This is a genomic window from uncultured Sulfitobacter sp., assembly GCF_947502895.1.
GTDB lineage: Bacteria > Pseudomonadota > Alphaproteobacteria > Rhodobacterales > Rhodobacteraceae > Sulfitobacter.
Map to the genome: position 1 here is coordinate 252121 of NZ_CANNBM010000003.1, position 20846 is coordinate 272966.

At 56.7% G+C, this 20846-nt stretch carries 23 protein-coding genes; all 23 read right to left on the reverse strand.

Going from position 1 to position 20846, the window contains the following annotated elements; translation table 11 throughout:
• Positions 1-80 precede the first annotated feature (80 nt).
• Positions 81-1748, reverse strand: coding sequence for a ribonuclease J (locus tag Q0903_RS14265; RefSeq protein WP_299416559.1), 1668 nt, complete (start codon positions 1746-1748; stop codon positions 81-83).
• 2 nt (positions 1749-1750) lie between these two features.
• Complete coding sequence (locus tag Q0903_RS14270; protein ID WP_299416561.1) at positions 1751-2524, reverse strand: type III pantothenate kinase; 774 nt, start codon at positions 2522-2524, stop codon at positions 1751-1753.
• A 20-nt stretch (positions 2525-2544) separates the two neighbouring features.
• Entirely contained in the window at positions 2545-3279 is a 735-nt protein-coding gene (locus Q0903_RS14275) for a biotin--[acetyl-CoA-carboxylase] ligase (RefSeq protein ID WP_299416563.1), read from the reverse strand.
• 8 nt (positions 3280-3287) lie between these two features.
• On the reverse strand, positions 3288-4727 hold the full coding sequence (nuoN, locus tag Q0903_RS14280; RefSeq protein WP_299416565.1) for an NADH-quinone oxidoreductase subunit NuoN: 1440 nt from the start codon (positions 4725-4727) through the stop codon (positions 3288-3290).
• 10 nt (positions 4728-4737) lie between these two features.
• Positions 4738-6300 carry an NADH-quinone oxidoreductase subunit M gene (locus Q0903_RS14285; protein ID WP_299416568.1) on the reverse strand — a complete coding sequence of 521 codons (1563 nt, stop codon included), beginning with the start codon at positions 6298-6300 and terminating at the stop codon, positions 4738-4740.
• Positions 6300-8414 (reverse strand): NADH-quinone oxidoreductase subunit L, encoded by a 2115-nt coding sequence (gene nuoL, locus Q0903_RS14290; RefSeq protein WP_299416571.1) that lies wholly within the window; start codon positions 8412-8414, stop codon positions 6300-6302. The genes Q0903_RS14285 and nuoL overlap by 1 nt, the downstream gene beginning before the upstream one ends.
• A gap of 4 nt (positions 8415-8418) precedes the next feature.
• Complete coding sequence (gene nuoK / locus Q0903_RS14295) at positions 8419-8730, reverse strand: NADH-quinone oxidoreductase subunit NuoK (protein WP_299023772.1); 312 nt, start codon at positions 8728-8730, stop codon at positions 8419-8421.
• Positions 8731-8931: 201 nt separating this feature from the next.
• Positions 8932-9534: an NADH-quinone oxidoreductase subunit J gene (locus Q0903_RS14300; RefSeq protein ID WP_299023774.1), complete on the reverse strand. Its 603-nt coding sequence runs from the start codon at positions 9532-9534 to the stop codon at positions 8932-8934.
• Positions 9531-9944, reverse strand: coding sequence for a carboxymuconolactone decarboxylase family protein (locus Q0903_RS14305; protein ID WP_299023776.1), 414 nt, complete (start codon positions 9942-9944; stop codon positions 9531-9533). Before Q0903_RS14305 ends, Q0903_RS14300 begins: the two co-directional genes overlap by 4 nt.
• A complete protein-coding gene (gene nuoI / locus Q0903_RS14310) occupies positions 9941-10429 on the reverse strand; it encodes an NADH-quinone oxidoreductase subunit NuoI (protein WP_299023778.1) in 489 nt (162 codons plus the stop codon). Before nuoI ends, Q0903_RS14305 begins: the two co-directional genes overlap by 4 nt.
• A 1-nt stretch (position 10430) precedes the next feature.
• Entirely contained in the window at positions 10431-11471 is a 1041-nt protein-coding gene (nuoH, locus tag Q0903_RS14315) for an NADH-quinone oxidoreductase subunit NuoH (protein WP_299023780.1), read from the reverse strand.
• Between the two features lie 6 nt (positions 11472-11477).
• Positions 11478-11834 carry a hypothetical protein gene (locus Q0903_RS14320; protein WP_299416791.1) on the reverse strand — a complete coding sequence of 119 codons (357 nt, stop codon included), beginning with the start codon at positions 11832-11834 and terminating at the stop codon, positions 11478-11480.
• A 23-nt stretch (positions 11835-11857) separates the two neighbouring features.
• Positions 11858-13873 (reverse strand): NADH-quinone oxidoreductase subunit NuoG, encoded by a 2016-nt coding sequence (gene nuoG / locus Q0903_RS14325; protein ID WP_299416575.1) that lies wholly within the window; start codon positions 13871-13873, stop codon positions 11858-11860.
• Positions 13874-13877: 4 nt separating this feature from the next.
• Positions 13878-14279 carry a DUF5333 domain-containing protein gene (locus tag Q0903_RS14330; protein ID WP_299416578.1) on the reverse strand — a complete coding sequence of 134 codons (402 nt, stop codon included), beginning with the start codon at positions 14277-14279 and terminating at the stop codon, positions 13878-13880.
• Positions 14280-14392: 113 nt separating this feature from the next.
• Complete coding sequence (locus Q0903_RS14335; protein WP_299416580.1) at positions 14393-14821, reverse strand: hypothetical protein; 429 nt, start codon at positions 14819-14821, stop codon at positions 14393-14395.
• Positions 14818-15057, reverse strand: coding sequence for a hypothetical protein (locus Q0903_RS14340; protein WP_299023787.1), 240 nt, complete (start codon positions 15055-15057; stop codon positions 14818-14820). Before Q0903_RS14340 ends, Q0903_RS14335 begins: the two co-directional genes overlap by 4 nt.
• A gap of 86 nt (positions 15058-15143) precedes the next feature.
• Positions 15144-15551 (reverse strand): MAPEG family protein, encoded by a 408-nt coding sequence (locus Q0903_RS14345; RefSeq protein ID WP_299023789.1) that lies wholly within the window; start codon positions 15549-15551, stop codon positions 15144-15146.
• A gap of 11 nt (positions 15552-15562) precedes the next feature.
• Positions 15563-16861 (reverse strand): NADH-quinone oxidoreductase subunit NuoF, encoded by a 1299-nt coding sequence (gene nuoF, locus Q0903_RS14350; RefSeq protein ID WP_299027588.1) that lies wholly within the window; start codon positions 16859-16861, stop codon positions 15563-15565.
• Positions 16862-16866: 5 nt separating this feature from the next.
• Positions 16867-17091, reverse strand: a complete 225-nt coding sequence (locus tag Q0903_RS14355; protein ID WP_299416582.1) for a DUF5337 family protein — start codon at positions 17089-17091, stop codon at positions 16867-16869.
• A 15-nt stretch (positions 17092-17106) separates the two neighbouring features.
• Entirely contained in the window at positions 17107-18024 is a 918-nt protein-coding gene (locus tag Q0903_RS14360; RefSeq protein ID WP_299416584.1) for an endonuclease, read from the reverse strand.
• Between the two features lie 34 nt (positions 18025-18058).
• Entirely contained in the window at positions 18059-19264 is a 1206-nt protein-coding gene (locus tag Q0903_RS14365) for an NADH-quinone oxidoreductase subunit E (protein WP_299416586.1), read from the reverse strand.
• An 18-nt stretch (positions 19265-19282) separates the two neighbouring features.
• Positions 19283-19543, reverse strand: coding sequence for a hypothetical protein (locus tag Q0903_RS14370; protein ID WP_299023796.1), 261 nt, complete (start codon positions 19541-19543; stop codon positions 19283-19285).
• Positions 19540-20763 (reverse strand): NADH-quinone oxidoreductase subunit D, encoded by a 1224-nt coding sequence (locus tag Q0903_RS14375; protein ID WP_299416589.1) that lies wholly within the window; start codon positions 20761-20763, stop codon positions 19540-19542. The genes Q0903_RS14370 and Q0903_RS14375 overlap by 4 nt, the downstream gene beginning before the upstream one ends.
• Positions 20764-20846 lie beyond the last annotated feature (83 nt).

Here is a 20846-nt window from a genome sequence, read left to right on the forward strand (position 1 = left end):
ATAACCTGCGGGGCTTTTTCGTATCCGGTCAAAATCGCCAGACCCAAAACAGGTCTGGCACAGGCTTTTTGTGCAGGCCTCTAGCTCAGGCGGCTGACAACTACAGTCACTTCGGGCTTTTTGCCGATCTCGTTTTGCGAAGACTGACGCGCTACTTTGCGCAGGCCATCATCCAGCGCTTTGTCATCTCGCAGCGTTTTCACCCCGGCGCGACCCAACCACTGGCTTAGGTCCTGTTCGACCACATCAACCAACGGTGCTTTGCTTATGCCCATTTCCGGCAGGCCCATCGCATCGACCCAAGGATCGCCCAGTGGCTCGTCTTGTTCGTCCATCAAAACGGTGATGGTCATATGACCATTCAGCGCCATACGGATACGGTCGCGCACCACACCGTCCAGCGCGCCGACCTGAACCGAACCGTCGATATAGGTGCGGCCTGTCTCGACATACTCGGCCACCTTGGGCGCATTTCCGGACAGATCAATCATCATACCGTTAACAGCCAGAACACCCGTGATGCCCTTGCCGTCGGCAATTTTGACGTGCTCGCGCAAATGGCGATGCTCGCCGTGCATGGGGATCAATACCTGCGGCTTCAACAGATCATGCAGCGTTTCCAGATCGGGGCGGTTGGCGTGGCCCGACACGTGGTATTTGCCCGTGCTGTCATCCACAACATCCACACCCATTTCAGAGAACTGGTTGATAATGCGAATAACGCCTTTTTCATTACCCGGAATGGTCTTGGACGAGAAAAGGAACATGTCCCCTTCCTGCATCGTCAAACCCATGTATTTGCCCCGCGCCAACTGCGCGCTGGCCGCACGGCGCTCGCCTTGCGATCCTGTCACCAGCAGCAACAGGTTTTCACGCGGCACATCGCGGGCCTGTTCGGGGCTGATCGTGGGCGGAAAATCTTTCAGCACGCCCGCCTCGACCGAGGCCTCGACCATCCGCTTCATCGCACGGCCCAGCAGCACGACAGAGCGTCCCGCCTTTTGCCCTGCAACAGCCAGCGTCTTCACACGCGCCACGTTGGAGGCGAATGTCGTCGCCACAACCATGCCCTTCGCGCCCGAGACAAGCTCGGTAATCGCTTCGGGCAAGGTCGCCTCTGAGCGGCCCGCCTCGGGGCTGAACACATTGGTACTGTCACAAACCAACGCTTTGATGCCGTCTTTGGCAATTTCTTCAAACGCGGCAGGGTCAAACGGCTCGCCCACTCCAGGGGTCAGATCCACTTTGAAATCACCCGAATGCACAATGCGGCCCGCAGGCGTGTCGATCACCAAAGCCGAGCTTTCGGGGATGGAGTGGGAGATCGGCTGAAACCCTACCTTGAACGGTCCTGCATCTACCTGATGCGGGAAGGTGCCGACAATTGTCACGGCATCATCGGGGTGGTTGTATTCAGCCATCTTGCGGCGTGCGATATTGGCGGTGAACTTGCGCGCAAAAATTGGCGCTTGCAGGCGGTCATAGGTATGGGCAATGCCGCCTACGTGGTCCTCATGGGCGTGGGTCACAAACACCGCCTCGATGCGGTCCTTACGCTCTACCAGCCATTCGATATCGGCGATGATCAGGTCAACACCGGGGCTTGTGTCCATATCTGGAAAAGCCACACCAATATCCACGACAATCAGCCGCTCTTCGTTCGGCTTGCCATAGCCATACACATAGGCATTCATGCCAATTTCACCTGCCCCGCCGAGGGGAAGGTAGATCAATCTTTCACTGCTCATTTTTAAGCATTTTCCTTGTTATATTTATGTATCACGGTCAGGCCGTGCATCGTCAAATCATCATGATATTCGTCAAAGAGGTCCTCGGCCTGCTGGAACAGCGGCGCGAGCCCGCCGGTGGAGATTACGCGCATGTCACGCCCGCGCTCCGCCTTTATTCGCGCACATATCTCACGAACGAGGCCAATATAACCCCAAAAAACGCCAGATTGCATACAAGCCACAGTATTCGTACCCACTACCTGAGTAGGCTGGGTGATATCGATATGGGGCAAAGCGGCGGCTGCATTGTGCAACGCCTCAAGGCTCAGGTTCACACCTGGGGCAATAACACCGCCGATATAGGCACCATCGGTATCAGAGACATCAAATGTCGTGGCGGTGCCAAAATCGACTATGATCAGATCACCACCGTGCAAATCAAACCCCGCAACAGTATTCACCAACCGGTCCGGCCCAACGGCTGTACCAATATCTACCCGCACTTCGATGGGCAGCGCACATTCGGGTTTTCCCACAACGATAGGGCGCGTGTTGAAATAGCGGTCCGCCAGCACCCGCAGGTTCCACACCACACGCGGCACAGTGGACGAGATTATCATATCGGTGATTTCAGCGTCGATGTTTTGCAACTTTAACAGGCTGCTCAGCCAGACATAGTACTGATCGGCTGTGCGCTGCCATTCGGTGGCCGTGCGCCATGTGGCAATAAACTCGGACCCGTCCCAGATGGAAAACACGGTGTTGGTATTGCCGCAATCAATCGCCAAGAGCATCGCACGCCCTCCTTACAGTGTTAGAAATAGACATCCGCCGCCGTGATCGCCACGCGACCTTTTGCCGTCTTCAGGATGAGATTACCCTGCCCGTCCACATCCTCAAACACACCAACGGTTTCATCCCGCATCGTGCGTGCTGTGACAACCTCGCCGATCCGCGCCGCCCGCGCCAGCCATGCTGTGCGAATTGGCGCAAACCCATAGGTCAAAAACTGGGTTTCGTATTGCGCAAATGCGCGGGCCAGCGCGTTCAGAAACGTCTCGGCCTCTACGGCAACGCCTGTACCTTGCAACAGGCTAACGGGCGTGACCGCCCGCGCTTCGACCTGATCGGGGGTGGGCGCATGGGCAAGGTTCACACCTATCCCGATCACCAGATGATCGCCAAGGCTCTCCAGCAGGATACCCGCCACCTTACCGCCATTCAGCAAAACATCATTGGGCCACTTCAACGCAAAGGCATCCGCCTGCCCAGTCGTGGCAACAAATGCGTCATACAAGGCAAGACTGGTAACAAAGCTGCGCAACGCCGCATCCGCAGGCGAGCCTGTGCGCGGCATAATCAGTGTACCCGCGAAATTCCCGCGCGGGGTGGACCATGCCCGCCCCCGCCGTCCGCGTGCGGCCGTCTGCTCATGCGCGAGCAGCCACGCAGGGCCAGCAAGCGTCGGTGCCATGCGCGCAGCTTCAGATAGGGTCGAATCGAGCGTATCGAAGACGTGGCGCGTATAACCCTTCGGCCACTCACCCATGGGCTTGCCTATTTGACAAGCGTATCAGCCGCCAATGCTGCGGCACCTTCGATGCCGAACATGTTGATAATGCCGACAACCATGATGATCGCAGAGGCCATCAGGAAGCCCCCGAGAATACCGCCACGGTTCTGGTCCAGCGCATCCGATTTATCGTCGCCAAAGTACATGTAGAACACGATCCGCAGATAGTAGAACGCGCCGATCACCGAAGCAATCACACCCGCAATCGCCAGCCACGCAAGCCCACCGTCATATGCTGCGCGTAGCACGTAGAGCTTACCAAAGAAGCCGAGGAAAGGCGGCACACCTGCAAGGCTGAACATCAGCACCAGCAGCGCCAGTGCACGACCGGGTTGCGCCTTTGAATACATGTTGAGCGCACCAATGTCCGCCACAGGCTGGCCGTCTTTCTCCATCAACAGGATAAAGGCAAAGATACCGACATTCATCGTCACATAGATCGCCATATAGACCAGCATCGCCTGCACGCCAAAAGCCGTCCCCGCCGCAAGGCCCATCAGGGCATAACCCATATGCGCGATAGAGGAAAAGGCCATCAGACGTTTGATGTTGGTCTGACCAATCGCCGCAACCGCGCCGAGGAACATCGACAGCACCGACAAAAGTGCCACGATCTGCTGCCAATCACTCACCGCGTTGCCAAAGGCATCGTGCAGCACCCGCGCAAACAACGCCATCGCCGCCACTTTCGGGGCCGTGGCAAAGAAGGCTGTGATCGGCGTGGGCGACCCTTCATAAACGTCAGGGGTCCACATGTGGAACGGCACAGCCGATACCTTGAATGCCAGACCCGAGATCAGGAAAACGATACCGAACAACAGACCCAGCGATGTCTCACCCGCTTGCGCCGTAGTGATGATGCCCGAGAACAGCGTAGTGCCTGAATACCCATAAACCAGCGATGCACCATACAGCAGCAGTCCCGATGACAACGCGCCCAGCACAAAGTACTTCAGACCCGCTTCTGTTGATTTCGCACTGTCGCGGCGCAGGGATGCCACAACGTAAAGAGCAAGCGATTGCAGCTCAAGCCCCATGTAAAGCGCCATGAGATCGCCAGCAGAGACCATCATCATCATGCCGACAACACTCAGCGAGACAAGAACAGGATATTCGAACCGCAGCAGATCACGCGCACGCATATACCCTTCGGACATGATCAGCACACTGGCCGCCGACAGCAGGATCACCACTTTGGCAAAGCGGGCAAAACCGTCATTGATGAACATCCCGCCAAATGCCTCAACCGTGGTGGCCGAGGATGTCGCAACCAGCCCTGCCACGATCACAAAAACCGCCGCAGTGGCCCACAGTAGCGGACGCGCGATCGCATCCTTACCGCCATAAGCACCGGCCATTAGGCCCGCGATGGCAAAAAGCGCCAGAATAATTTCAGGCAGGATCAAGAGGATATCGTTCGTCATGTCTTTCGCCTCAATTCAGGGCTTCGGCGGTACGCATCACAGCCTCGGCTGCGGCAACTGCCGTATCATATTGCGTCACCAGCGCCGTCACCGACGGGCCAATCACATCCAGTATCAATGCAGGGTAGATCCCCAGAAGCAGCGTCATCACGACCAAGGGCGCAAAAATCCACTTCTCACGAGCGTTCATATCGGTGATCGCTTTCAGGCTTTCCTTTATCAGATCACCCATCACCACACGGCGGTACAGCCACAGCGCATAGGCCGCTGAAAAAATCACGCCGGTGGTTGCAACCGCAGCCACCCATGTATTCACCTGAAACACCGCCATCAATGTCAGGAATTCCCCGACAAAACCGGAGGTGCCTGGCAGGCCGACGTTGGCCATGGTGAACAGCATAAAGATCAGCGCATAAACCGGCATCCGGTTCACCAACCCGCCATAGGCGTCAATCTCGCGCGTGTGCATCCGGTCATAGATCACACCCACTGCCAAAAACAGCGCGCCCGAAATAAAGCCGTGGCTGATCATCTGGAAAATCGCGCCGTCCAGCCCCTGCTGGTTGGTCGAGAAGATACCCATGGTCACAAAACCCATGTGGGCCACCGATGAATAGGCAATCAGCTTTTTCATGTCTTCTTGCACCAGCGCCACCAGCGAGGTGTAGACAATCGCAATCGCCGACATCCACAAGATCAGCGGGCCAACCACCTCGGCCCCTACGGGGAACATCGGCAGTGAAAAGCGCAAGAAACCGTAGCCGCCCATTTTAAGCAGGATCGCGGCCAGCACGACAGAACCCGCAGTCGGGGCTTGCACGTGCGCGTCAGGCAACCATGTGTGCACAGGCCACATCGGCATTTTCACCGCGAAGCTGGCAAAGAACGCAAGGAACATCAGCGTCTGCATCCCGCCAACAACCTGCCAGCCCATCAAGCTGAATGTCTCGGAGCCGAAGGTATGCGTCAGCAAGCTGATATCGCAACCGCCGATACAGGTCGTGCCTGCCTCCGCAAACATCGCCACCATCGCGATCAGCATCAGAACCGACCCGAAGAAGGTGTAGAGGAAGAACTTGAAGCTCGCGTAGATGCGGTTCGCACCGCCCCATATCCCGATAATCAGGAACATCGGGATCAGGCTCGCCTCAAAGAACAGATAGAACAGGATCAGATCGAGCGAGACAAAAACACCGATCATCAGCGTCTCTAGGATCAGGAAAGCGATCATGTATTCCTTGACCCGCGTATGCACATCCCAGGATGCCGCAATCACCAGCGGCATCATGAAGGTGGTCAGCATCACAAACAGGATCGAAATCCCGTCCACGCCTACGCGGTAATTCAGGCCCAGCAACCATTCGGCCTCGTCTACCATTTGAAAGCCCGTATTGGCCGGGTCAAACTCGAGATAGACAAAGATCGAAACAATAAATGTAACCGTGGTCGTTATCAGCGCCAGCCATTTGGCATTGCGCTGCGCCGCCTCGTCTTCGCCCCGCAGGAACACGGCCAGAATAAGCGCCGCAAACGCGGGCATGAACGTCACAATGGAGAGCAAGTTATTTTCCATCAGTTTGCTCCTCCGGTCATCGTCATCCACGTTACCAGAACCGCGATCCCGATCACCATGGCGAAGGCATAGGTAAAGATATAGCCGGACTGCGCACGGCCAGCGAGGCGGGTGAAGAAGGGAATGATCCCCAATGCCAGCCCGTTCAAACCACCGTCAATCACACGCCCGTCGCCCTGCTTCCACAAGAAACGGCCGATCATCTTGGCAGGCTGCACAAAGATGAAATCGTAGATTTCGTCAAAGTACCATTTGTTCAGCAAGAACTGGTAAAGGTGCTTTTGGTTCTCGGCCAAACGGCCCGGCAGCGACGGGTTCTTGATGTAAAACCAATAGGCAAACAGGAAGCCAATCAACATCGCCGCAAAGGGAGAGGTCTTGACCCAATAAGGCACCTTGTGCGCGTCATCCAGCAGCGTGTTGTCAGGTGCGATATACAGCGCCCCCTCACCCGGCTGGCCCGCAAAGACATAGTGATGCTCGGCTTTGCCGCCCTTGCCATCAGCCGCGCCGTGGGATGTCTCGGCACCGTCGACCTTCTCTTCGCCGTGGGCCGCTTCTTCGGCATAGGGAATACCGTAGAACTTTGCGACCTGATCAGTGTGGCCAAAGAACGACCCGTACCAGACCATGCCGGACAGAGCCGCGCCAAGCGCTAGCACACCCAAAGGCACCAGCATGACAACAGGGCTTTCATGGGCATGCTCATGCGTGTGCTTGTCGCCGCGCGGTGTGCCGTAAAACGTAAGGAACATCAGGCGCCAGCTGTAGAAGCTGGTGAACAAGGCGGCAATCACCAGCATCCAGAAGCCGTACATGGAGCCAGCGGCAAACGCACTTTCTACAATCGCGTCCTTGGACTGGAAGCCCGCAAACCCGATCGGGATTTCACCCAGCGTAATAATCCACACAGGGATACCAACACCGGTAATCGCAAGCGTACCGATCATCATCGCCCAGAAGGTATAGGGGATTTTCTTGCGCAGACCGCCATAGTTCATCATGTCCTGCTCATGGTGCATCGCATGAATGACCGAGCCTGCACCCAAGAACAGCATCGCCTTGAAGAAGGCATGCGTCAGCAGGTGGAACATCGCGGCCGAGTACATGCCAACGCCAGCGGCCACAAACATATACCCCAGCTGTGACATGGTCGAATAGGCAATCACCCGTTTGATATCTGTCTGCACCAGACCGATCGTGGCTGCAACAAACGCCGTCGTAGCACCCAGAATAGTGACAAATGCCATCGCCTCGGGGGCAAATTCCATCAGCGGCGACATGCGGCAGACAAGGAAAACACCCGCTGTAACCATGGTCGCTGCGTGGATCAGCGCGGACACAGGCGTAGGCCCTTCCATCGCGTCTGGCAGCCAAGTGTGCAGCAGCAGTTGCGCCGACTTACCCATAGCACCGATAAAGAGCAGCACAGCAATCAGATTGGCGGCGTTCCACTCTCCCCACAAAAAGCTCAATGTGGTCTCAGCCAGCTCGGGCGCGGCGGCAAAAATATCGTCGAATTTGATGCTGTCTGTCAGCAGAAACAACCCAAAGATACCCAGCGCAAAGCCAAAGTCACCCACACGGTTGACCACAAAGGCCTTGATCGCGGCGGCATTGGCCGAGGGTTTCTTGTAGTAGAACCCGATGAGCAGGTACGAGGCAACGCCCACCCCTTCCCAACCAAAGAACATCTGCACAAGGTTATCAGACGTTACCAGCATCAACATCGCAAACGTAAAGAATGACAGATACGCAAAGAAGCGCGCCTTATAGCTGACCCCTTCGCCGAAATGCTCGTCATGGGCCATGTAGCCAAAGGAATAAAGGTGTACGAGGCTGGACACAGTCGTGATTACGATCAGCATAATCGCTGTCAGACGGTCCAGACGGATCGACCAATCGGTGCTCAGGCTGCCGCTTTCGATAAAGCGAAGGATTTGAATGGTGTCGGTGGTGCCATCAAACGTCAGGAACACGATCCAGCTGAGAATCGCGGAGAGGAACAAGCCCCCCGTCGCAATCCAGCACGCGGCGTTCTCGCCAATAATTTTCCAGCCAAAGCCACAAAGCAACGCACCAACCAGCGGGGCAAAAAGGAGTGTAATTTCCATGTCCTCAGCCCTTCATCACGTTGACGTCTTCCACGGCGATGGTGCCGCGGGTTCTGAAGAAACAGACCAGAATGGCCAGACCAATCGCCGCCTCTGCGGCAGCAACCGTCAGGACAAACAGTGTAAACACCTGCCCCACCATGTCATTCAGGCCAAGGTAGCTAGAGAAGGCGACCAGATTGATGTTCACCGCCAGCAGCATCAATTCAATGCTCATCAGCAGAACAATCACGTTCTTTCGGTTTAGAAAAAGGCCAAAAATGCCAATGACAAACAGCGTCGCCGCTACTGTCAGATAGTGTTCCAGTCCGATCATGTCGTCCCTCAGTTTCCCCCCGTTTGCGGGGATAGTATTTTTGGCGCCGGTGGCTTTCCGGTGTGCCGTATTCACGAGTATCCCCGAGCGCAAGCTTCGGTTCACCCAGTCTGTCGTTTGCACCGGTAGTCGTTTTCTTCAAAGAAAACGGTCCGGAATTTTTCAAAAATTCCGCGCTGGCCCCGCGCGGAACTCTCTAATTCAAAGGCCCTGCCCCGGCTTTACGTCTGTCAGCTTCATCGCCTTGGCCGGATCGCGCATCATCTGCGCAACAACATCCTGACGTTTCACATCGCCACGGTGGCGCAGGGTCAGCACAATCGCGCCAATCATCGCAACCAGCAGGATCAGACCCGACAGCTGGAACAGCAGGAAATACTCGTCATACAGGATCAATCCCAAAGCAGCCGTGTTCGTCACATCCTCCGCAGGAACCTGCGCGCGCAAACCGTCTGCCGCCGCGTTGGACTCCCAAGCGCCAAAGGCAATAACGAACTGCATCAGGATCACGACGCCGATCAGCAGCGCCAGCGGCATGTATTTCGCCATCTCCGCCTTCAGCTCGGCAAAGTCGATGTCGAGCATCATGACAACAAACAAGAACAACACGGCAACCGCGCCCACGTAGACGATGATAAGCAGCATCGCTACAAATTCAGCGCCCAGCAGCACGAATAGCCCCGCCGCCGATAGGAAAGACAGGATCAACCAAAGGACCGAGTGTACGGGATTGCGGCTGATCACAGTGAAAAGCCCACCCGCGACCACGCAGACCGCAAAAAGATAAAATGCAAAAACGCTCATGCGTCACCTTCCGTATTCTTGGCCGTGCCATCGTCCAGCACTTCTTGTGCCAGCGCCATCGCGCGCTGCATCGCAGGGATACCCGCAAAAGCCGACATCTGGCCGATCGTATCTATTATCTGCTGCTTGTGCGCGCCTGCTTCGACAGCGTGGCGCACAGTCTGGCGTACAGCCACGTCGTTCTGGGCGCCCTGCATGGTCAGTCCCGCCAGCGTCAGTAACAACCTTGTTTTAGCATCCAATCCGTCGGGATTCAGCTTGTTGCCAAAGAAGGTCTCCATCATATCCTTGGGCATCAGCCCCATCATGGCCTCGAACCCTTTGGGCGAAAACGCATCCATCGCCGGAAAGGTCTTTGCCATTTCCTGCGCCTGCTTCATCATTTCTTCCCAAGGGTTTTTATCGGTCATCGGTAGGGCGCATCCATCTCGAGGTTGCGCGCAATCTCGGCTTCCCAGCGCGCGCCGTTGTCCAAGAGTTTTTCCTTATCGTAGTACAGCTCCTCGCGTGTCTCAGTGCTGAACTCGAAGTTTGGCCCTTCGACAATTGCATCCACAGGGCATGCTTCCTGACAGAAGCCGCAGTAAATGCATTTCGTCATGTCGATGTCATAACGCGTGGTGCGACGGCTGCCGTCATCGCGCGGCTCGGCATCAATGGTAATGGCCTGCGCGGGGCAAACGGCCTCGCACAGTTTACATGCAATGCAACGTTCTTCGCCGTTCGCGTAGCGGCGCAGCGCATGCTCCCCACGGAAACGAGGCGACAGTGGCCCCTTTTCATGCGGGTAATTCAGCGTCGCCTTCGGCTTGAACATATATTTGATGCCCAGCTTCATGCCTTGGTAGAAATCCTGAAGCAGGAAATACTTCGCGTGGCGGGTATAGTCAGTCATATCAGCCTCCTACCGTATAGCGGGCATAGATGCCCCAGAACCATTCGAACTTCGCCGCGAATGCCACGAACACGACCCAGAACAGCGAGAACGGCAGGAACACTTTCCAACCCAGACGCATCAACTGGTCATAGCGGTAGCGCGGTGTAATCGCTTTGATCAGCGAGAAGAAAAAGAACACCAGACCCATTTTGGCGATCATCCAGAAGATACCATCAGGCAAACCCGGGATCGGGGACAGCCAACCGCCAAAGAACATCAAAGAGATCAGCGCGCACATCAGCACCACTGCCACCAGCTCACCAATCATGAACAGCAAGAAGGGCGTGGAAGAATATTCAACCTGATAACCAGCAACCAGTTCTGATTCAGCTTCTGGCAAATCGAACGGTGGGCGGTTGGTTTCGGCCAAGGCCGAAATAAAGAACAGGATCAACATCGGGAAATGCGGCAACCAATACCAACTCAGCAAGCCATAGTCGCTGTCCTGTGCGGCGACGATACCGCTAAAGTTCATGGAGCCGGTCGAGATAATCACACCGATGATGATCAGACCGATAGACACCTCATAAGAGATCATCTGCGCGGCAGATCGCAGCGAGCCAAGGAAAGGGTATTTCGAGTTGGACGCCCACCCCCCCATAATCACGCCATATACCTCAAGCGAGGAAACCGCGAAAACAAACAGGATCGCGACGTTGATGTCCGACAGGACCCAACCATCGTTAAACGGGATCACGGCCCAAGCGACCAGCGCCATCACCAGCGACACCATCGGCGCGAGGAAGAAAACAGGGCGGTCCGCGCCCGCAGGCACAACAATCTCTTTGACGATGTATTTTCCAAAATCCGCGAACGATTGCAGAAGGCCGTAAACCCCCACGACGTTCGGGCCGCGCCGCAACTGGACCGAGGCCCAAATCTTGCGATCTGCGTACATCAGGAATGCCAACGCCAGAAGCAATGGAATCACCACAAGGAAAATCTGACCAACGATCAGCAGGATCATCCCCAGCGTGGTGTTAAAAAAGAAGTCAGCCATAGGTCCTCACACCGTCGGGATGCCTTTTTCGCGGCAGCTTTGCGTCACCACCTCGGCATCAATAGTCTTCAAGCCTTTAGGCAGGCTCGGCGAGATTGTGTAAACAGCATCAGCACGCCAAATGCCACCCTCAATTGCCACATTTGTGCGTACATGACGTGCAAAACCATAACCTCGGATTAACGTATACTGCGCTGCAGCACATTCCGCGTAAGCCGCGACATTTTCTGAGGCAAGCGCCTTGGTCATAGCAACATTAAACTGCACCAGATCACCGTCCAGCAGCACAGTCTCCACCCCTTTGTATTCGGGGATGAAATCCTCTGCTGTGGGGGTGGCAGGTTCACAAGCGGCCAGCGCCATAAACCCTATCAACCCTACCCGTTTCACTCTGCTGCCATCGCCTCCGTGCGGCGCGCTTTTGCATTCGCGGATAGTTCAGCCATCAAGCTGGAGGCGCGTGCAATCGGGTTGGTCAGATAAAAATCAGCGATTGCATAGGAAATCTTCGCATCAGACATCTTGCCCATCGGCTCTGCTGTCCAGCTATTCTCGGCCACTTCGTCAACGCGGCCAAGATGCGGATGCGCCGCAACCATTGCAGTGCGCAGTTCGGCCAGCGAATCAAACGGCAACGTGGCACCCAACTCGGCACTCAGCGCGCGCAGAATCGCCCAGTTTTCCTTCGCCTGACCAGGGGCAAAACTGGCGCGTTGTGCAAGCTGTGGCCGCCCTTCGGTATTGACGAACAGACCACCCTCTTCGGTATAGGCCGCAGCAGGTAGAATGATATCGGCACGGTGGGCACCACGGTCGCCGTGGCTGCCTTGATAAATCACAAAAGGACCCGCAGGAATGTCGCCCTCGTCCGCGCCAAGGTTGTAAATAACCTCGGCTGCCAAAACGTCAGCGATGCCGCCTTCGGCTGTGGCACCTACGTCCATTGCGCCCACACGACCAGCGGCGGTGTGCAGCACCAGCATTTTGCCGCCTGATTTTTCGTTTATTGCCTGAACTGTCGCCAGAACAGCCGCGCCGTCATCAGCCGCCAACGCGCCCTGACCCACAATCACGATGCAGTTCTTTTCGGCAAGGTCGGTCATATCAAGATCAAGCACATGCGCCAGCGCCGCACGATCCGTACCCATATGCTCATACTCATAGGTCAGATCAACGGCTTCGCCGACAACCGTCACATCACAGCCCTTGGACCATGCCTTGCGAATTCGCGCATTCAGAACCGGTGCTTCAACGGCAGGGTTGGTCCCTACAAGCAGAATTTTATCCGCCGTGTCGATGTCTTCAATCGCAGCAGTCCCCACATAACCCGAGCGGTTGCCCGCAGGCAGCTTCGCCCCGTCGGTGCGACATTCAACAACACCGCCCTGCCCCTCGATCAATTGCTTGAGCGCAAACGCAGCTTCGGTGGAAACCAGATCGCCGACGAGACCGCCCGGCTTTTTGCCTTTCATCGCCGCAGCCGCAGCCGCCAGTGCTTCGGGCCACTCGGCACGGCGCAGCTTGCCGTTCTCACGAATATAAGGTGTGTCCAGACGTTGTTTGCGCAAACCGTCCCAGACAAAACGTGTTTTGTCCGAAATCCACTCCTCGTTTACGCCGTCATGGTTCAGCGGCAAGAAACGCATTACTTCGCGTCCCTTCGTGTCTACGCGGATGTTGGACCCCAGCGCATCCATTACGTCAATCGACTCAGTCTTGTTCAGCTCCCAAGGCCGCGCCGTAAATGCATAGGGCTTGGACACCAGCGCACCCACGGGGCACAGATCAATGATGTTGCCTTGCAGGTTGCTGTCCAGTGTCTCGCCTAGATAGGCGGTAATCTCGGCGTCTTCGCCGCGCCCTGTCTGGCCCATTTGCGTGATACCGGCGACCTCGGTTGTGAAGCGAACGCAGCGTGTGCACGAAATGCAGCGGGTCATATGCGTCTCGACCAGTGGCCCCAGATCAAGATCTTCTGTTGCGCGCTTTGGCTCGCGGTAACGCGAAAAATCAACACCGTACGCCATGGCCTGATCCTGCAGGTCACACTCCCCACCCTGATCGCAAATCGGGCAATCCAGCGGGTGATTGATCAGCAAGAATTCCATCACGCCTTCGCGGGCTTTCTTAACCATGGGCGAATTCGTCTTAACAACCGGCGGCTGCCCCTCAGGACCAGGACGCAGGTCGCGCACCTGCATCGCACAGCTCGCGGCAGGCTTGGGCGGGCCGCCCACTACTTCCACAAGACACATCCGGCAGTTGCCAGCAATCGTCAGCCGCTCGTGATAGCAAAACCGCGGCACTTCCACGCCCGCCTGCTCACATGCCTGAATGAGCGTCATCGCCCCCTCGGCTTCAACTTCTTTACCGTCGATGATGATCTTCCGGATATCGCTCATGATGTCACTTTTCTCTCAACAACGAGCCGATGCGGCTCGATTTTTGAATCTCTTTGCGCCCTACCGCGCAATAACTCTGCGGGTCAGATGCCACAACCCCATGACGGCGCAAATATGCCTCGCCTTTGGCACGCATTCGCGCCTTCTCGGCCTCCGAGTCGCCATAGGCTTTGATCTCGGCATCGGTAAACCCCAGCGCCTTCGCCTCGGCACGGGTCTTTCGGTAGAGGTTCAGCGCCCTGACCACCCGTGCAGAGATTTCAGGACACTCCTTACGGATCTTGTCAGCCACCGCCACGTCAAACACCGCGTCATCTATCGATTTCACATCGCGCAGCTTTTGCTGTGCCGCAACCGATCCCGCCGACAACACGACAATACCCAAAACTAGAAACAAATGGCGCATGTGTTTTCTCCTCAGATGCATATGGGCGCATAAACCCATGATCGCACTTGGGGTCTGTTCCCTATGTTATGCAATAACAGCGCAGTCTGGCGAGGATTTGCGCTGCCTTTTCGCTATCTTGAGGCAGGGCAACGCCCTGCCAGTGTCAGTGTATCATTTTCGATATTCAATTGCCCCTCGGGCGCGTCCGGTCCGGCCGTCCAGATGATGTCGGAACTGCCGAACAAATTCACGCAATGAACAACTGCTTCGTACCGACCAGCCTCGCGCGCACCTGTCAGCGACTTTGATACAGGCCGCACCGTTACCGTGAACTGGTCCAACTGCCGTTCAACTTTGCGTAGTTTCGCATTATAGAACTGGCCATCAAAGAAGATCCGGTCCTCTGCCGAGGTGCAGGCACCCAGCAGCCCCGCGCACAGCACAATCCCTGTCCAATTCTTCATTACCGTCTCCATGCACACGCGATAGCGCGGCTCATTACGCGTCTTTGCCCCGTTATTGCGCAATTCATCGGTCAGGGCCAGTGCTTCTTGCGTCATCCGCGTTTGCGCATCCGCAAGGGCGCTACCCCGTCCAAAGCCTTGCGCAGAAACGCAATCGCCAGATTCGCACCAACATAAACCATGCCCAACGTCGGAAGATATATCCACGGGGTTACAATCCCGTATGTCACCGCCGCATAGGTCGCCCAAGCGGGTGCCGCAAAGACACCAATCGTCAAAAGGCATGCACCAAAGCTGAGCAGGCCGTCCCAGATGTTCTTAAAGAATCCCATGATTCCCCCCGTCCCGACTGCATACTGCCTTGGCATGAATGCCCGTACGCCGAACACAGCGCACTACGGATGCACCCGATCCGCAATCAGAAAACAGCCCGAAGGACGCTAATGACCAGCCCCAGAATACTGATCAACCCGATCAGAAAAAACACCGAACGCGCGGGCTGGTTCTCGGTTTTGATATGCACAAAGGCCATGCCGATCCGCGCCAGCAGGTAGACGCTGGCGAACAGGTTCACCATGAAGGGCGATGCACCGCTCAGGATCGCAGCCAGCGTAACCGCAACAAATGGTCCGCCCCCTTCAACCGCGTTCATGAACGCCCGCTCGCGCCGGTAGACGGGATCGCTGTAGTCACGCTTGGGCTTGCCACACTCGCAGCGTGCCTCGGCTGTGCGCCCGACCGTCGATAGCATCGACAAGACACAAACCAAAACAGCCCAAAGTGCCAAGGCAGCCAGTGCGTGGGCGTAAGGGTCAAAAATTTCCATTCTGGACTACTCTACTCTGCTGCAACGGGCGTTACGGTGCCGCCCCGTTTGTGGGCAATGCGTTCTTCAATATCGCCACGGAAATGGCGGATAAGACCCTGAATAGGCCAAGCCGCCGCATCGCCGAGCGCGCAAATCGTATGGCCCTCAACCTGCTTGGTCACATCCAGCAGCATGTCGATTTCTTCTGGCTCCGCATCGCCTTTGACCAGACGGTCCATGACACGCATCATCCAGCCCGTGCCTTCGCGGCAGGGCGTGCACTGGCCGCAAGATTCGTGCTTGTAGAATTTCGCCAGACGCCAGATCGCTTTGATCACGTCTGTCTGCTGATCCATCACAATCACCGCAGCCGTGCCAAGGCCCGACTGCAATTCATTGCGCAGATAGTCGAAATCCATCGTCGCTTCGCGCATCGCTTTGCCCGGCACCATCGGCACGGACGATCCACCCGGGATCACAGCCTTGAGGTTGTCCCAGCCGCCACGAATACCGCCGCAGTGTTTCTCGATCAGCTCCTCGAACGAGATGCTCATCGCCTCTTCGACAACGCAAGGGTTGTTCACATGGCCCGAAATCGCAAACAGCTTGGTGCCCGCATTGTTCGGACGACCAAAGCCTGCAAACCATCCACCGCCACGGCGCAGAATTGTCGGCACAACGGCAATTGATTCCACGTTGTTCACGGTTGTCGGACAGCCGTACAGGCCGGCCCCCGCAGGGAACGGCGGCTTCATCCGCGGCATACCCTTTTTACCTTCCAGCGATTCCAGCAGCGCCGTCTCTTCGCCGCAAATATACGCCCCTGCCCCATGGTGCAGGTAAATGTCGAAATCCCATCCCGACTTGGCCGCGTTTTTACCGACCAAACCCGCGTCATATGCCTCGTCAATCGCGGCTTGCAGGGCCTCTTTCTCGCGGATGTACTCACCGCGGATATAAATATAGCAAGCATTGGCATTCATCGCGAAGCTGGCAATCAGGCAGCCCTCGATAAGCGTGTGCGGATCATGGCGCATGATTTCGCGGTCTTTGCAGGTACCGGGTTCGGATTCATCCGCGTTGACCACCAGATAGCTGGGGCGACCATCGGACTCCTTGGGCATAAACGACCACTTGAGCCCTGTCGGGAAACCCGCGCCCCCGCGCCCGCGCAGTCCGCTTGCCTTCATCTCGTCGATGATCCAGTCGCGGCCCTTTTTGATGATTGCCGCCGTTCCATCCCAATGGCCGCGCTGTTGCGCGCCCTTCAGGGTGCGGTCATGCATCCCGTAGATGTTGGTGAAAATACGGTCTTTGTCCTGCAACATGCTGCTCATCCGTCTCTTTCCGATTGGCGCGCACGCCACATTCGATACGCTTGTATAAAGACCCACAAAAACACGGCAGCAATGCCAAGCTCCAGCAGGCCCATTGTCTGATTGGACCATCCATAGATGGTCCCAGCGGCCTCAATCCCGATAAAGGCGATGGCCGCCACTACACTTACCAGTGCTAGGCGCCGCCCGTCACGTGACAGTTTGTCGTCATTCTGCGTCACGGACGGCCCCTAACTTCAGGTTTTCTTCTTCTTCGAGAACTCTGTCTCTCCGCCTTCAGCCAGAATTTTGGCCTGGGACATCCAGTCATCCCGCTCGATCCGGCCCTTGAAGCGCAGACGCGCATCGACCCATTCGATGTCTGCTTTCTGGAACTTGGCCACTTGATCAAAGTGGTAGATGCCCAGATCGTTCAGCGTGCCTTCCAGCTTAGGGCCGACACCGCTTATCAATTTCAGATCATCCTTGCCTTCGGGCCGTGCGGCACTCAGCATCAGTGCGGGCGTCTCATCACCGCCGGCAGCAGCAGACGCTGGATCAGCGGCCTTCGCCTTTGCAGAAGCTTTTTTGGCAGGTGCCGCCTTCGCAGCAGGCGCCGGATCAGCGCCCTTCGCCGGTGCAGAGGCTTTTTTGGCAGGTGCCGCTTTTGCAGCAGGCGCCGCATTGCCTTCAACAGCCGCGTCGCCCTCGTACTTCCACTCGCCCTTGCGGCTTGCCAGTTCTTCCTGACCCGCAAGCGGCTTGGATGGCTGAACACTAAACGCCGTCGAAGGTGTCGTGTTCGCACTATCAGCCGAAGCAGTGGTTGTTGACGCGGCAGGTGCAGCGGCAGCGGCAGCCGCCGAAGCAGGCGCAGCGGCAGCTGTTCCCAGTGTTGATGCAACACGGGCGGCCTTACGCTCCGCCGCTTCCGCCGCATACCGCGTGGCAGGCTTGTCTTCCGATGCCAGATCAGCGGCGGCAGTCTGCGTGCGACATACCGTCAAACTCAGCACCAAACCCAACACAGTACCGATCAAACCACCTGTGAAGATCGCCTGAAGTGCACCAAAATCGGCCATCCAGTACAGCAGCACCATCGCCAAAAAGCCCACGAATGCCGCGATCCCCCAACAGGTGATCATGCATTCCATGTTGTTATTTTTCGAAGCCATATCCTAGTCTATCCCCCATGGATTGTTTCGGGCGTTAGTCGTAACGACCGTCTTTGCTCGCCTTCGCGGAGAATTCAGTCGCCTCTCCGCGTGCCAGCTTTCCTGCCTGTTCAACCCAATTGTCGCGCGATGCGCGGCCCTTAAACCCTTCGAGGTTCTGATCAACCCAAGCAAGCTCATCTTGCCCCCATTTTGCAATTTGGTCAAAATGGAAAAAACCCAAAGAATTCACCGTCTTTTCAAGCTTGGGACCAATTCCCTTGATTAGCTTGAGATCATCCGCACCCGACTTGCGAGGCGCGCTCATTGTGCGCGGCTTTTTCCCTTTGCCTGCAACGGCTTCCTTGGCAGGCGCAGGGCTGGCAGTTGCGGCCTTCGGGGCCACTGTGCCGCGCGCTGGTTTTGCTTTGGCCACGACCTCGGGGGCTTCACCTGCTACTTCCGACACTTTGTCAGAGGCAACACCCCTGCCCCGCGCCGCGGCGGACTTGGCAGGTTTTTTACCGGTATTAGCCGCTTTTCCTTGCCCTGACTTGCCTTGCCACGGTGCAAGCAGCGGCACTTCGGTCCCGTCAATCCGCTTAACCGTATCTCCAATATCTGTCGCCAACTGGGCGCTCGCGTTGAATCGGGTCTTACCGCTATCATATTCGGTCAGCGACGTAAGGCCGCTCAACGGCTCCGAGGCATAGCGACCATTTTGGGGCCCGGGCGTGGGCACCTCGCCACGCGCCAGCTCGTCCAGCATGGCCGTGAAACGCTCTGCTGTGAGGTCTTCGTAATAATCCTTGCCGATCTGTGCCATCGGCGCGTTGGAACACGCCCCCAGACATTCAACCTCTTCCCAGGAAAACTTGCCATCAGCCGAGATTTCATGCGGGTTCTTCGCGATTTTCTCTTTGCACACCCCGATCAGGTCTTCCGCACCGCAAATCATGCAGGACGTCGTGCCGCAGACCTGAATATGCGCAACGGATCCAACGGGTTGCAGCTGAAACATAAAGTAGAATGTCGCCACTTCCAGCCCACGAATATAGGCCAGACCCAGCATCTCGCTGACATGCTCGATCGCAGGACGGGACAACCAGCCCTCTTGCTCTTGGGCGCGCCACAGCAGCGGGATAATCGCGCTGGCCTGACGCCCTTCCGGATATTTGGTAATCTGCGCTTCGGCCCATGCCTGATTGGCAGGGGTAAAGGCAAAGGCTTCGGGTTGGTCGGGGTGCAGTCTACGCAGCATAAATTTGTCCTTGTCGCCTTAGCTTTTGCACGCAGGGGGCAGCAGCAGCAGCGTTTCTTCATCAGCGGCGAATTTGGCAATGCCTTCCGCCATCATTTCCCGCGACAGCGCTATCGCTGTCGCCCGATCTATCTCCAACGCGGGCATCTGAACTTCGGCTTGGGCCGAGGTCATCATACATCCGTTGGCGTTCATCGCTTCAATCAACGCAGCCTTCTTATCAGATGCCAACGCCATGGGCGCGGACATCAGAACCACAAGCGCCGCGAGCCGGATCACCTGTCCACCTCACCAAACACGATATCCATCGTGCCGATGATTGCCGCCACATCGGCCAGCTGGTGGCCCTTGGCCAGATAATCCATCGCTTGCAAGTGCAGATAACCCGGTGCACGCAGCTTGGCGCGATATGGTTTGTTTGTACCATCGGCCACCAGATACACCCCGAACTCGCCCTTGGGCGCTTCCACAGCGGCGTAAACCTCCCCTGCAGGGACGTGGAACCCTTCGGTGTAGAGCTTGAAATGGTGGATCAGGCTTTCCATGTTTTGCTTCATGTCCGTGCGCTTGGGCGGCGTGATCTTGCCACGGGCAAGGATATCGCCCTTCCCTTCGGGTGCGCGCAACTTTTCAATCGCCTGCAACATGATGCTGGCCGACTGGCGCATTTCTTCCATGCGCACCAGATAGCGGTCATAGCAATCGCCGTTCACGCCTGTCGGGATCTGGAAGTCAAACTCGTCATAGCACTCATAGGGCTGCGCACGGCGCAAATCCCACGCAAGGCCAGAGCCGCGGACCATCACACCAGAGAAACCCCAGTCCTGAATGTCCTGCTCGGATACCACACCAATATCGACGTTACGCTGTTTGAAAATACGGTTCTCCGTAAGCAGCGTGTCGATATCGACCATAAACCCGCTCAGGAATTTATGTGTCCAAGTCTCGATATCGTTGAGCAGCGCTTCGGGCAGGTCCTGATGCACACCACCGGGACGGAAATAGGCCGCGTGCAGACGCGCACCACAGGCACGCTCATAGAAGATCATCAAATCTTCACGCTCTTCAAAACCCCATAGCGGCGGGGTCAGCGCGCCGACGTCCATCGCCTGCGTAGTCACGTTCAGCAGGTGCGACAGAATACGCCCGATCTCGGAGTAAAGCACACGGATCAGCGAAGCGCGGCGCGGCACTTCAACACCCGTCAGGCGTTCAATAGCCAAGCACCAAGCATGCTCTTGGTTCATCGGGGCCACATAATCCAACCGATCGAAATACGGCAGGTTTTGCAGGTACGTCCGGCTCTCCATGAGCTTTTCTGTACCACGGTGCAGCAAGCCGATGTGCGGGTCACACCGCTCCACAATCTCGCCGTCCAATTCCAGCACCAGACGCAAAACGCCGTGGGCCGCAGGGTGCTGCGGGCCAAAGTTGATGTTGAAATTGCGGATTTTCTGTTCGCCCGTCAGGGCGTCTTCGAAACCTTTGGTGCCGTCCATCAGATCTGCTCCAAATTTGTTTTACGTGCTTTACGCACCATCCAGACCGGCACCGCAAACGGCCCCAATACTGCAAGCTCTAC